Source organism: Chryseobacterium sp. JV274 (assembly GCF_903969135.1).
Lineage (GTDB): Bacteria > Bacteroidota > Bacteroidia > Flavobacteriales > Weeksellaceae > Chryseobacterium.
Map to the genome: position 1 here is coordinate 1,635,995 of NZ_LR824569.1, position 13,358 is coordinate 1,649,352.

General features: G+C 36.9%; 11 protein-coding genes. 8 read left to right on the plus strand and 3 right to left on the minus strand.

Going from position 1 to position 13,358, the window contains the following annotated elements:
• The first annotated feature begins 83 nt into the window (after nt 1-83).
• Nucleotides 84-2,348: an FUSC family protein gene (locus CHRYMOREF3P_RS07585; protein WP_077418438.1), complete on the plus strand. Its 2,265-nt coding sequence runs from the start codon at nt 84-86 to the stop codon at nt 2,346-2,348.
• Here CHRYMOREF3P_RS07585 and CHRYMOREF3P_RS07590 read toward each other — a convergent pair.
• Nucleotides 2,329-2,943 carry a 4'-phosphopantetheinyl transferase family protein gene (locus CHRYMOREF3P_RS07590; RefSeq protein ID WP_077418436.1) on the minus strand — a complete coding sequence of 205 codons (615 nt, stop codon included), beginning with the start codon at nt 2,941-2,943 and terminating at the stop codon, nt 2,329-2,331. The genes CHRYMOREF3P_RS07585 and CHRYMOREF3P_RS07590 overlap by 20 nt on opposite strands.
• Nucleotides 2,944-3,126: 183 nt before the next feature.
• Nucleotides 3,127-3,645 carry a pyridoxamine 5'-phosphate oxidase family protein gene (locus tag CHRYMOREF3P_RS07595; RefSeq protein ID WP_077418434.1) on the minus strand — a complete coding sequence of 173 codons (519 nt, stop codon included), beginning with the start codon at nt 3,643-3,645 and terminating at the stop codon, nt 3,127-3,129.
• A gap of 166 nt (nt 3,646-3,811) precedes the next feature.
• Here CHRYMOREF3P_RS07595 and ahcY point away from each other — a divergent pair, with 166 nt between their 5' ends.
• The 6 genes from ahcY to CHRYMOREF3P_RS07625 all read left to right on the plus strand — a co-directional run bounded on the left by ahcY (nt 3,812) and on the right by CHRYMOREF3P_RS07625 (nt 11,575).
• Nucleotides 3,812-5,125: an adenosylhomocysteinase gene (gene ahcY / locus CHRYMOREF3P_RS07600; protein WP_047378461.1), complete on the plus strand. Its 1,314-nt coding sequence runs from the start codon at nt 3,812-3,814 to the stop codon at nt 5,123-5,125.
• A gap of 103 nt (nt 5,126-5,228) precedes the next feature.
• On the plus strand, nt 5,229-6,026 hold the full coding sequence (locus CHRYMOREF3P_RS07605; protein ID WP_077418432.1) for a hypothetical protein: 798 nt from the start codon (nt 5,229-5,231) through the stop codon (nt 6,024-6,026).
• 388 nt (nt 6,027-6,414) lie between these two features.
• Nucleotides 6,415-6,807, plus strand: coding sequence for an inner membrane protein YiaA (gene yiaA / locus CHRYMOREF3P_RS07610; protein WP_034699887.1), 393 nt, complete (start codon nt 6,415-6,417; stop codon nt 6,805-6,807).
• Between the two features lie 183 nt (nt 6,808-6,990).
• Entirely contained in the window at nt 6,991-8,313 is a 1,323-nt protein-coding gene (locus CHRYMOREF3P_RS07615) for a BspA family leucine-rich repeat surface protein (RefSeq protein WP_180564310.1), read from the plus strand.
• Between the two features lie 23 nt (nt 8,314-8,336).
• Nucleotides 8,337-10,010: a BspA family leucine-rich repeat surface protein gene (locus CHRYMOREF3P_RS07620; protein ID WP_180564311.1), complete on the plus strand. Its 1,674-nt coding sequence runs from the start codon at nt 8,337-8,339 to the stop codon at nt 10,008-10,010.
• Nucleotides 10,011-10,066: 56 nt separating this feature from the next.
• A complete protein-coding gene (locus CHRYMOREF3P_RS07625; protein WP_232538981.1) occupies nt 10,067-11,575 on the plus strand; it encodes a BspA family leucine-rich repeat surface protein in 1,509 nt (502 codons plus the stop codon).
• A 54-nt stretch (nt 11,576-11,629) separates the two neighbouring features.
• On the opposite strand, the gene purE is transcribed toward CHRYMOREF3P_RS07625, so the two are convergent.
• Complete coding sequence (gene purE, locus CHRYMOREF3P_RS07630; RefSeq protein ID WP_077418424.1) at nt 11,630-12,133, minus strand: 5-(carboxyamino)imidazole ribonucleotide mutase; 504 nt, start codon at nt 12,131-12,133, stop codon at nt 11,630-11,632.
• A 210-nt stretch (nt 12,134-12,343) separates the two neighbouring features.
• On the opposite strand from purE, the gene CHRYMOREF3P_RS07635 reads away from it, so the two are divergent.
• Nucleotides 12,344-13,249 carry a DMT family transporter gene (locus CHRYMOREF3P_RS07635; RefSeq protein ID WP_077418422.1) on the plus strand — a complete coding sequence of 302 codons (906 nt, stop codon included), beginning with the start codon at nt 12,344-12,346 and terminating at the stop codon, nt 13,247-13,249.
• Nucleotides 13,250-13,358 lie beyond the last annotated feature (109 nt).

Sequence of the window (13,358 nt, forward strand, 5' to 3'; positions counted from 1 at the left end):
CAATTAAAAAAATATAATATTTAAGTTTACAAAAGTCTTTCTTTTATGGCGATTTTCTTAAATTCAATAGCTATTTTTGTAGTATGAACTATTCGGCAGAGCTAAAAAAATTTGTAACCAGCCAGTATGTATATTCTGCTATCAGAATTACATTAGCTACTGTTCTGCCTTGTTTAGTCCTCGCCCACTTCGGGCTTTTGAAGGAATATTTTCTTTTCCCTCTAGGAACCAGCTTTGTAGCTCTTACAGATCAGCCCGGGCCTTTCATCAGAAGAAGGAATGCCCTTACTTTTGCAATCCTCTGTTTTGTTTTTGTCGCGCTCATCGCAAGTCTTGTGATGAATATCAAAATATTGGTAATCCTGGAAGTCATCGTATTTGGGATGTTTTTCTCCCTGATCGGAGTTTACGGTCAGAGATTGGCGGCAGTAGGTTCACTATCACTCGTTGTACTTGCCATTTTTATTGACGGTCATCTTACAGGAAGTAATATCTTTAAAAGTCTGCTGATCTTTGCTTCAGGCTGTATTTGGTTTTTGCTCATATTCCTTATTGTAACGACAATCCGTCCATATAAACTGGCAAGCCAGATGATTGGGGAAAATTATCTTCAGCTGGCCGAGTTTTTAAAGATTAAAGCTAATTATTATCAGAAAAATCCGGATTTTAATAAACTGACCACTCAGGTTATTGCAAAACAGATTGCAATAAAAAACTTACAGGAAGACACCAGAGAAACTGTTTTTAAAACAAGAACTATTGTCAATGAATCTACAACAACCAGTCGTTTATTGATGCTGATGTTTTTGAATTCCATGGACCTTCATGAGAAGCTGATGACTTCCGAAAGCGATTATCAGAAGCTTCAGCAGAGTTTTGAGGACAGTATGATCCTTGTTAATATCCATGATTATCTCAATCTTTTGGCAGAGGAGATCACCAATATCGGAATTGCCCTTCAAAGTGGTACCAGAGCAAAGCCGATGGTAAATCTGGAACAGGAATTAAAAAGTCTTAATTACAATTATTTCGAACTCAGAAATAAACAGCTTTCTCCTGATAATCTGGAAAATTTCATGATCCTGCGCCAGATCCTGATGCGTATCTATGAAATTACGAAAGAAATCAACGAGATCTATAAAGTATTTTCTCAGAATATAAAACTGGCAAAAAGTTTATCCACGGGATTAGACTTGAAAAAATTCATGCCTAATGAGCCCAAACTCAATGCTAAGGTTTTAAGAAATAATATTTCGCTATCCTCTTCCCATTTCCGCCATGCGATAAGAATTACAACGGCTTTGCTGCTGGGGTATATTTTCTCGATGTTTGATGTTCTGGGACTGGGACATACGTATTGGATATTAATTACCATTACAGCCATTTTAAAACCAGCTTACTCCATCACGAAACAGAGAAACCTGCTCCGTCTCTATGGCACAATTGCAGGGGCCAGCATTGCTTACGCCATTCTGCATTTTGTACATATTAACGGTGTTTTACTCGCTATTCTGCTTATCAGTATGATTATGTGTTTCAGTTTTCTGAAAGGACGTTATTTCTGGGCGGTATTATTCATGACAATTTATGTTTTCCTGAGTTTTAATTTTTTAAATCCAGGGAAAGTCAATATCATTTTTAAAGATAGAATATTTGATACAGCGATTGCGGGAATCATTGCTTTTGTAGTATCTTATATAGTACTGCCAGTTTGGGAACATACCCAAAACCTGGATCTGATGAAGAAGTCTGCAGCAGACAACCTTATCTATTTTCAGAGTGTGATTTCCAAATTCTTACAGGGAAATTTTGATCTTGAAGATTATAAGGTAAAGCGAAAAAATGCGATCATTTCTTTGGCCAACCTTTCTGACAATTTTCAGAGAATGATTTCGGATCCTAAAAATCAGCAGAAAAAACTGGAAGTTGTTCATCAGTTTGTGGCAACATCACACCTGATCACAGCATATACCGCTTCTCTTTCTCAATATTCCAAGAGTAATGAACAATATCCTGAAATAGATGCTGAAAGCTGGAGCCGGAAGATTGAAGCAGAAATGCAGCAAACTTCTGCCCTCCTCAACGGAAATGACATCAACGAAACCTTGAAAATGGAAAGCCGCCTTGAGCCGGAAGATTCTTCCATTGAAGATATGCTTCTGAAAAGAAAAACCGAGATTGAGGAAAATGACATTGTAGACAGAAGAGATCCAGATAAAATATCCCATTTAACGGAGCTTAAAAACATCCATGATATTCTGGAACTGATCTATGATGTAGCAAAAGAACAGAGAAAAGTAATCGAGAAGTACAAAAACGAGACAGATCCTACTCCTCCACAATCGTAAAGCAGTAGTCATCGAAAAACTCTACCCTGGCCTTGAATTCATCTGAAAACTGGTCGTCATAGACACGGCAGCTTATTTTATGAAGATGCTTCAGCTCGAAAGGCTTCACCTCATAGTTTTTCTTTAAAGACCAATATTTTGAGTGGTGAATTTTATACATACTTTCTTTTACACTCCATATAATTGTATAAAAAGTATCTGCTTTATCTTCAGGAATAAAACCGCGCTCATTTTCATAGGTAAATTTATCGATCACCCTTAAAATCTTAGGATTGAACTTTTCTACATCAATCCCTATTTTATTTTTAGAAATGGCAATGGCAGCAAAGGGAAAAGAATGCGTAATGGAAATCTCTGCATCGTTGGGAGAAAGAAAAGGCTCTCTTTCTTTATATAAAATCTTAGAATTGGGCTTTAATCCTTTCAGGAGCTTGCGTACCATCAGGACTTCCAATAATTTTTTAGGATGATAATCTTTTACCTTCTCAGCATTTTCCGGTTCCAGAAGCTTATGGATATCCAATTCTTCACTTTCATCATACTTCCAAACAAGGATGGTGGCATTATCATCTGAAAAATCTCTGTAGAGTGGCATTCTTTTTTATATGAGACAAAAATACTAAAAAAAGCTTGAAGCTGGGAGCTGGAGAATGGAAGTTACTATTTGTTATAAAAATAATTTGTAAACCAGATAAAAGAAATTGTCGATAAAAAACAAACTCTTTGTTTCCTTAATATTTATAAACCTCCAGCTTCCCGCTCCCAACATCCAGCTTAATTATTTAGATTGATGATTCACATCATTTCTATGCTCTACAATTTCAAGATTTGCATCTACAAAATAGGCGCTTCCGAATCCGTTTACATAAGATCCCTTTACAGGCTGCAAGGCAATTAAAATAAAATCTCCCATTTCAGAAATGACATCCACTACTTTACCATGAGTCTCTTTAAGTTGGGCAACTACAGTATTCCATACTTCAGAATCTCTTTCAATCTGAGACGCTCCTGCTTCAATAGTCAGCCTTTCACGGGCATAGATCTGCTTCGTTGCTGATTCATCTTCAATAAACATGATGGATGTTTTTCTTCCGTCAGCAAGGTTTTTAGTATGTTTTGCCATGAAAGATACCAGGATATAAAATGTATGCTCTACTTGAACAAAAGGAGCATAGCTTGAATTGGGATTCCCTTCTGCATCTACAGTAGCCAGAATAATACTTTTTGAAGCATTGATGAGTTCCTGTACTTTTGGAGCAACAGGTTTGATTTTCTTTTCTGTATGGGTATGGTTCATAATATATTTATTTATCAGTTAAAATTAATTATTTATATTAAGACTAAATAATATTAATTCATGTTTAATCTCATAAAACTGAACTTGATCTGCCGTTTTTATATCTTAATTATTAATCGTAATTTTGCCTTTCGTAATCAATTGAATTTAAAATTATTCATTACATATGAGTACTACAACACAATACGTTCCTTATAAAGTTAAGGATATCTCCCTTGCAGAATGGGGTAGAAAAGAAATTACCCTTGCAGAAGCAGAAATGCCTGGTTTGATGTCTATCCGTGAAGAATACGGACCATCTCAGCCACTGAAAGGAGCAAGAATCGCAGGATGTCTTCACATGACAATCCAGACGGCTGTGCTTATCGAGACATTGGTAGCTTTAGGAGCTGAAGTTACCTGGTCATCTTGTAATATTTTCTCTACACAGGATCACGCTGCTGCTGCTATTGCTGCTGCTGGAATTCCGGTGTATGCCTGGAAAGGTTTAAATGAAGAAGAATTTGACTGGTGTATTGAGCAGACTTTATTCTTTGGTGAAGACAGAAAGCCATTAAACATGATTTTGGATGATGGTGGAGATTTAACAAACATGGTTTTTGATAAATACCCTGAATTCACAAAAGATATCAAAGGTCTTTCTGAAGAAACCACTACAGGTGTTCACAGACTGTACGAAAGAATGAAGAACGGAACTTTAGTAATGCCTGCAATCAACGTAAACGATTCAGTAACTAAATCTAAATTCGACAACAAATACGGATGTAAAGAATCTGCTGTAGATGCAGTAAGAAGAGCTACAGACGTAATGTTGGCCGGAAAAAGAGTGGTAGTTTGCGGATACGGAGATGTTGGTAAAGGTACTGCAGCTTCATTCAGAGGAGCTGGTTCTATCGTTACTGTTACTGAAATTGACCCAATCTGTGCGCTTCAGGCTGCTATGGACGGGTATGAAGTAAAAAGATTAGACACTGTAGTAGACAACGCTGATATCATCATCACTACAACAGGTAACTTCAATATCGTAAGAGGAGAACACTTCCTTAAAATGAAAGATAAAGCTATCGTTTGTAACATTGGACACTTCGATAACGAAATCGATATGGCTTGGTTAAACAAAAACTATGGTCAGACTAAATCTGAAGTGAAACCTCAGGTTGATATTTATACTATTGAAGGAAAAGAAGTGATCATCCTTGCAGAAGGTAGATTGGTAAACTTAGGATGTGCTACTGGCCACCCAAGTTTCGTAATGTCTAACTCTTTCTCTAACCAGACTTTGGCTCAGATCGAATTATGGAACAACTCTGCAGCTTATGGTAATGAAGTATATATGCTTCCTAAGCACCTGGATGAAAAAGTAGCAGCTTTACACCTTAAGAAATTAAGCGTAGAACTTGAAACTCTTTCTCCTGAGCAGGCTGAATATATCGGTGTAGATGTAAAAGGGCCATTCAAGCCTGAATACTACAGATACTAAGATTTAAATAAAACATGATATGATCCCATTATTTCTAAGATAGTGGGATTTTTTATGGAGTGCCGCAGGGCAATTCCTTATTTTTGTCAACTAAAAAAATAACATGAAAAACTACTTATTTCTGGGAATGATGAGCGCTGTTGTATTCCTTAACAGCTGCAGCGGCAATGATGATAATGAGGGAACCAATAATCCTTCCGAACCAAAAATGTTATTAAGTAAAATCACTACAGTTTACTATGATAATCCATCACAGCCTCAAACCAGCGTAGAAACCCTTGAATACAATAGTCAGGGACAGCTTATAAAAACTTCGTCTGCCTATGGAACTTCCACATTTGAATACAATAACGGGAAACCTGTAAAGATAAATCATTATAATACCAACCAGACACTGGAATACTATTCTGCTTTTAATTATAACGGAGATCAGCTGGCAAGCGTTAAAGCAATCTACAACACTCATCCGGATTACAACAGAACGATTACCTATAATTATAATACCAACGGACAGGTGATCTCTACATCTCTTTGCCAGTCGCCAGACTGTTCCAATCCCATCGTTGATACGTATGCTTATAATGGGAACAATATTTCATCAGAGATTTCAGAGGGTGGAGGATCCAGCACTAAAGTTGTGTATTCCTACGATGATAAACTGAACCCATATATCAATCTCAATAAGTATATTAGAATTATGATGGGCAGAGCTATTGTGATGAGCCCCAATAATTATCTGATAGAAAAGGTAAGCTACAAAAGTAACGGGACCTGGATACAAAACCAAACCAGAACCTCTACGATAGAATACAACAGCGCCGGTTTACCTACTCAGGTAGTCTCAAAAGAAGCCAACGGAAACCTTTCAGCTCAGTATAATTACGAATATATCACTCAATAATAACAGACTCTCCAATTTTGGGGAGTTTTTTTATGAGCTGATCCCGCTATCCGCTCATACTCCTCACGCCAGCACTGTCACCCTGAGCGAAGCCGAAGGGTCTCAACGCAAATTCCGGGGTAACCGCTGCTATCGGGGCTAGGGGAAAATTTTGAATTATAGATTATGAACTATGAATTTGGAGGTATTCTATACATATTCAATAAGAACGGACTATAATCCTGAGCTTAGACGAAGGGAATCCGTTTTTATAATAAAATCAACCGGCTTTAGCCAAAACTTAAAATCCATGAATATAACAATCCGTATTTTTCCCATATTTCCCCTCTGCTAGAGCTCTATTTATAAAAAATGAATATCTTAGCCCTCTTAAATAAAACATTAAACTATGAAAAAACAAAGAGTATCGAATGCATTCGTCGCTGCATCATGGGTAGCATTGGGAGCAGGAATGATTGGTTTCATCGTCGGTCTTGCAAGAGCTGAAATGCTGCTGAATGAAAAAGGATATTATTTTACTATTCTTCTTTATGGCCTATTTGCCGTTGTTTCTCTACAAAAAGCAGTACGTGACAGGTTAGAAAATATTCAGGTAACAGACATTTATTACGGGATCTGCTGGTTTGCTACATTATCATCTATTGTATTGCTGGCCATTGGACTTTGGAACGCCACTATTCTTCCGAGTGAAAAAGGTTTTTATGCCTTTGCCTTTCTGCTCGCTCTCTTCGGAGCCATCGCAGTCCAGAAAAATACACGTGACAATATGCTTCAGGAATAAAATAAAACTCTCCAAAACGGAGAGTTTTTTATTTGATCAAAATAAAAAATACTTAAAACATTAACGAATAATATTACTAATATTTTAAAATTTCTGTATATTTATATCATAAAATAGAGATATAATTAAAAATATTCACTCATTTCTATTTTCACCTTAAAACTAATACCATAAACTATAATCATGATTTTAAAAAAAATCTCGTTACTCATTTTCCTATTGTTGATACTCACAATAAAAGCACAAAATGAGTTCATCACCATTTGGAAACCCCAAAATGCACAGCTCATTAAATTTCCCGGCCGAGGAACTAACTTCCAGGTGTCATGGGAAGAGGTAGGATATCCGCAACATACCGGAACAATGCACAATGTAACCTCAACTACTGAATTTACTATCAACTTAGGAACACCATTAAATCCATCTTCTGCCCAGGCCAGCTACAGAATCAAAATTAGTGACGGAACCGGCAGCTTTGATCAGGTGAGGTTTTTTGATAATACAATAATTCCCACTTATAATGCCCCTGACCGCACGAAAATCACACAAATTACTCAATGGGGAAATATAAAATGGAAAAGCTTTGACAATGCTTTTGTATTCTGCGACTATATGGATGTGACAGCTACTGATGTACCAGACCTCAGTATGGTAACCAGTTTGCGTCAGATGTTTTATTTATGTACTTCATTACTCGGCAATCCTTCTTTCAATACATGGAACACCTCTACAATTACAGATATGTATTATATGTTTGGTGATGATTATCTCTTTAACCAACCATTGGGAAACTGGGATACTTCCAATGTTACAGATATGTCATATATGTTTGACAATACAGCATTCAACCAGCCTTTGGGAAAATGGAATACCGCAAAAGTTACCACCATGGAGCATATGTTCCATACTGCTCACAACTTCAATCAGGATATTCAAAACTGGAATACAGGAAATGTCACTAATATGAATGAAATGTTCCATGACACCGCTTTTAACCAAAATATTGGAAGATGGAATCTAAGTTCATTAACAACCGCTACCGGTATGTTTCTCAACTCTGCTATGAGCTGCCTGAATTATGATAAAACCCTTTACGGATGGAGTCAAAGCTCATCAACACCTGCTAATATTAATCTATCAAATGCATCACCATTGGTCTATTCTCATGCTGATGCTGTAGCTGCAAGAAATTATTTAATCAATAATAAAGGCTGGACGATATCCGGTGATGTTTACAATGGACTCTGCAATCAAACACTTTCAACTTCTGAAACGGCAACCATCAATACAGCTTCCATTTATCCCAATCCTGTAAAAGATCATATTTATCTGAAAAACATTCCGAAGCCGGAAAGTTATATTATAACTGATATGAGTGGAAGAACTGTTGCCAAAGACAATCTGAAACATGAAGAAATTACTGTCAGACTTTTGTCTCCGGGAAATTATATTCTGCAGGTCTTGACAGAGAATAAGATTCATTCATTTCCATTCATTAAACAATAACCTAATACCATAAAACGATAATCATGATTTTAAAAAAAATTCCAACACTCATTTTTCTTTTGCTGATATTCCTGGTAAAGGCACAAAATGAATTTATCACGGTATGGAAACCCAGTCTTACCCCGCCTTCCTATCCTTATGCAGGAATTCCTGTTAACTCAAATAATAATCAAATCTGGTTTCCAGGAAGAGGAACAAACTATAAAATCTATTGGGAAGAAATAGGCTATCCTTCACACAATGCGACCTTAACGAATGTAACTTCTGCTTATCAGACCCTGATCGATTTCGGAGTTCCGCACAACCCCAATCCATCAGATGCCACTTACCGGTTAAAAGTAAGTAATGGAAACGGAAATTTTCACCAGATAAGATTTGCTGACTGGGACATATTTAATGACAACGGAATTGTAGGAGATGTTCATAAAATACAATTGATAGAACAATGGGGAAATATTCAGTGGTCTTCTATGGAACAGGCATTTCAGGCATGCAAAATTTTAGATTTTACCGCCACAGACATTCCTGATCTGAAGGAGGTAACTGATTTGTCTTACATGTTTTCAGGTTGTTATGGCTTAGTGGGAAATCCTACTATAAATAACTGGAATACATCCAATGTAACTACATTACTTGGAACATTTACAGGATGTTTCGTTTTTAATCAGCCGGTTGGAAACTGGAACACTTCCAATGTAACCATAATGGCTATCACGTTCAATGTAGCTAAACTTTTCAATCAACCATTAGATAACTGGGATACTTCTAAAGTAACTTCTACTACGGCTATGTTTAATGGAGCCGCTGAATTCAACCGCCCTATTGGAAACTGGGATATGTCTAATAATCTTGATTCAGAGTTTATGTTTTCCGGGGCTACGAAATTTAATTATCCCCTTAAAGACTGGAATACTTCAAAAATCATAGAAATGAATCATATGTTTAATGGTGCAAAAGCTTTCAATCAGGATATATCTATGTGGAATACAAGCAGTGTCACCATTATGAATGGTATGTTTTATAATGCTGAGAATTTTAACAGCAATATTTCCAATTGGGATACCAGAAAAGTAGAATGGATGCAGGACATGTTCAACGGAGCAAAAAGCTTCAATCAGGATATAGGAAAATGGAATGTCAGTTTAGTAAAAAGTATGAACAGCATGTTCAACAATGCCATTGCTTTCAACCAGAACCTGGGAAAATGGAATCTCAGTTCATTATTGTACGCTTCCAATATGTTCAAAAATTCTGCGCTGAACTGCCAGAATTATGACAGCACGCTGTATGGCTGGAGCCTGAATCCTTCAACACCAAATGACATTAGCCTAACCTCAATTTCTCCTCTTACTTATTCCCATAATGCAGCAGTAACTGCGAGAAACAATCTGATTAACAATAAAGGCTGGGCAATCAGTGGAGATACATATAACGGAGAATGTCAATCCTTCCTTGGAACTTCTGATGTAAAGATAAAAGGTGAAATCAATATCTACCCAAATCCTGCCACAGACATTATTTATGTAAAAAATTCCAATGCTAAAGACTTTAAAATTATTGACGCGAGCGGAAGAATCGTTTCAAGTGGAGATCTGGTGAGTGAGCAGATCAATATTCAAGCTTTAATTCCAGGGAATTATATTTTACAGCTTTATTCAAAAGAGAATATCCGGAATTTAAAATTCATAAAGAAATAACACTGAACATGCTATTAAAAAAAATTTCAACACTCTTTTTTCTAATACTGATTTTCATGGTGAGAGCTCAGGATGAATTTATCACGATCTGGAAACCTGCTTCTACGGCATTACCTGCAGTAAATGTAGACGCTCCCTATCAGGCTAGTCCTCAGCAAATATGGTTTCCCGGAATTGGTGATAATTATGATATTTACTGGGAGGAAATAGGCTATCCCCAGCACAACGGCTCTCTTACCAATGTCACTTCTACGAAACAGGTCCTGATTGATTTTGGCATATCACTTTCAGACGGAAATGATGCAAAATACAGAGTAAAAGTAAGTAATGGAAATGGGGAATTCAAACAAATAAAATTCGGGTCACCACAGATGATGACACTTCCTGAGCAGTTATTTCCTATCTGGCAGATCAATGGAAGTACAGACAAATTACTGGAAATAGAACAATGGGGAAATATTTCATGGACAACAATGAACAGTGCATTCAGTTTGTGCAGGCTAATGATTCTTACCGCAACAGACAGTCCTGATCTTAATAATGTTGATGATGCTTCTTTTATGTTTTATGGTACAACCAGCTTTATGGGTGCCAGCTCCATGCAAAACTGGGAGACTTCGAAAATCAAAAATTTCAGTTTTATGTTTTCGCTTTTATTTGATGTTTCTCCGGTAACAATTACAGATCAGTTTAATCCACCCTATCTTGACAGTTGGAATATGTCTTCTGCTACAAACCTTAGCTATATGTTTGGAAACAGGACCGTTTTTAACCAAACTCTCAATAGCTGGGACGTTTCAAAAGTGACAGATATGAGCTGGATGTTTGGGCAGTGTTTAAGTTTCAATCAACGTCTGGACAACTGGGATACTTCTAGTCTTGAGGATATGCATTTTATGTTTCATGTGATCCCTGTTTTCAATCAGCAGCTCAATTGGAATACGTCTAAGGTTACCAATATGGCTCATGTTTTTCATGGTTGTTCAACCTTTAATCAACCTTTGGAAAACTGGGACATGACCAAGGTCACCAGAATAGACCAGATTCTCAACGGTGCTTCAAGTTATAATCAGCCCCTAGGGAACTGGAACTTAGCTTCTGTTACAAATGCTAATGCTGCATTAAATTTAGCTGCGCTCAATTGTGAAAATTACAGCAAAACACTTCTGGGATGGGCAGACAACCCCAATACGGCAAACAACGTTGCATTAGGTCCTGTAACAGGATTTAAATACGCTTCAAACGTGGCAGATAAAAGAGATATTCTTATCAATAAAGGCTGGATTATGACCGGTGATACAGTAGGAAACTGTTTACTGTCTTCATCTGATTTAAAACTGAATAAAAAACTTTCACTTTATCCTAATCCAGCAGTGGATGATATTCATATTGAAGGATTAAAGGACATGAAAAGCTATAAAATTTATGATGCAAGCGGAAGGCTTGTGAAAGAAGGAAATCCTAATAATGATATGATTAATGTAAGCTCTTTACCTAAAGGAAATTACATTTTACAGCTCATTCTAAAAGAAAAAACAATTTCTTCAAAATTCATTAAGAAATAAAAACAAAAAAGCCTCGCTGAAAAGTGAGGCTTTTATTTTGAGTTTAAAGATAAGCTATTTGTCAAAATGATTTGGATGCTGGGCTTTGATATCCTCTACCGTTCCTAATACTTTATCTTTTAGGGAATCCTGGTATTTCTGAAGTTTTGCTGCTACTTCTTCATTTCCGCTTCCTAAAATTTTTGCCGCTAAAATTCCTGCATTCAAAGCACCGTTTAAAGCTACAGTAGCTACCGGAATTCCGCCGGGCATCTGAAGAATAGATAAAACAGAATCCCATCCGTCTATTGAATTACTGGACAAGATCGGAACCCCAATTACCGGAAGTGTTGTACAGCTTGCCACCATTCCCGGAAGGTGTGCCGCCCCTCCGGCTCCGGCTACGATTACTTTCAACCCTCTTTCCTGAGCGGTTTTTGCATAATCGAACATTCTTTCCGGTGTTCTGTGTGCTGAAACTACAGTTAGTTCATAAGGGATATCCAGGCTTTTAAGAAAATTTGCAGCCTGCTCCATGATCGGCAGATCACTCTGACTGCCCATAATAATTCCTACCATCTTCAATTTTATTAGATCTTCAAAGATAAAAAAATAAAGCGGGAAGTTGGAAGAAGGAAGCAGGAAGTTCTTTTATCACAATCAAACAAAATCCAATCAATCATCAATTATTTCCCCTTTTCCCATCTGTATCATCAAAAATTAAAACAACTGTACCCATTCTTTTTTCTTCAAAACCTCTACATTTGTGTGTTACACTACTTATTTACATTGAAAGACTATAAACTTATTTTTGCTGTTCTTACCGTTGCTATGGTCTGGGGAACTACATTTTTGGCTATACGTGTAGCTGTGGAAACCATTCCTGCCTGGTTTGTAGCAGGAATCCGTCAGTTTTTGGCTTCTCTCATTATGCTTGTCGTTCTACTTTCGAGAAAGGAATTCAAATGGATTGGCTGGAAAAGCTTAGGATATCAGGTTGTTTTTTCTTCCCTGATGTTGGTTGTCGCTAATGGTATGACTACAGTCGCTGAGGAAACTGTTTCGAGCAGTCTTGCCTCACTGATCAGTGCCTGCTCTCCTATCCTTGTTTTTTTGGGAAGTGTAGCTGTGGGATTACAAAAGTTCAGTTTACGGGCTCTTAGTGGCGTCTTGTTATGTTTCAGCGGAATTCTTTTTATTTTTTGGGATGGACTGCAAGATCTTGCCAACCCTGATTACAGAATGGGGATGATTTTCCTCTTCTGTGCCATTGCAGGCTGGGCTTCCGGAACCATTTTCACCAAAAAATTAAATATCCAGAGCGGAAATATAACGTTGAATCTGTTCTATCAGTTCCTGTTTGCAGGGGTTGTTCAGATTATTTTTGCATTCCTGTTTTCTGAAAATTATAACTTTGGAAACTGGTCTGTAAAGAGTATTTCAGCCATGTTATACCTTTCTGTTTTTGGTTCAGTAGCCGCTTTTTTTGCCTTCCATTATGCACTGACAAAAATTTCGCCGGTACAGGTTTCTATTCTGGCCTATATCAATACCATCATTGCTATATTTTTAGGCTGGCTGATTATGGATGAGAAAGTGACTTTCAAGTTTATTCTTGCAGCTGTTATGATCATCTGTGGCGTTTTTATTATTAATTACAAACCGGAGATGTTCAGGAGGCAGAAAGTATCATAATATGTGAAAAATTTCCTCATTTTTTTATTTGCTGTATTGCATTTCTAACCATTAAATTCGATTAAAATTTATAGGTAAGTATCAGAATTTCTTTACATTTGTCCAAACA

What these genes read in the sequence shown, in the direction of transcription:
- CHRYMOREF3P_RS07585 (WP_077418438.1), top strand. Translation starts at nt 84, where the DNA reads ATGAACTATTCGGCAGAGCTAAAAAAATTTGTAACCAGCCAGTATGTA.
- CHRYMOREF3P_RS07590 (WP_077418436.1), bottom strand. Translation starts at nt 2,943, where the DNA reads ATGCCACTCTACAGAGATTTTTCAGATGATAATGCCACCATCCTTGTT.
- CHRYMOREF3P_RS07595 (WP_077418434.1), bottom strand. Translation starts at nt 3,645, where the DNA reads ATGAACCATACCCATACAGAAAAGAAAATCAAACCTGTTGCTCCAAAA.
- ahcY (WP_047378461.1), top strand. Translation starts at nt 3,812, where the DNA reads ATGAGTACTACAACACAATACGTTCCTTATAAAGTTAAGGATATCTCC.
- CHRYMOREF3P_RS07605 (WP_077418432.1), top strand. Translation starts at nt 5,229, where the DNA reads ATGAAAAACTACTTATTTCTGGGAATGATGAGCGCTGTTGTATTCCTT.
- yiaA (WP_034699887.1), top strand. Translation starts at nt 6,415, where the DNA reads ATGAAAAAACAAAGAGTATCGAATGCATTCGTCGCTGCATCATGGGTA.
- CHRYMOREF3P_RS07615 (WP_180564310.1), top strand. Translation starts at nt 6,991, where the DNA reads ATGATTTTAAAAAAAATCTCGTTACTCATTTTCCTATTGTTGATACTC.
- CHRYMOREF3P_RS07620 (WP_180564311.1), top strand. Translation starts at nt 8,337, where the DNA reads ATGATTTTAAAAAAAATTCCAACACTCATTTTTCTTTTGCTGATATTC.
- CHRYMOREF3P_RS07625 (WP_232538981.1), top strand. Translation starts at nt 10,067, where the DNA reads ATGGTGAGAGCTCAGGATGAATTTATCACGATCTGGAAACCTGCTTCT.
- purE (WP_077418424.1), bottom strand. Translation starts at nt 12,133, where the DNA reads ATGGTAGGAATTATTATGGGCAGTCAGAGTGATCTGCCGATCATGGAG.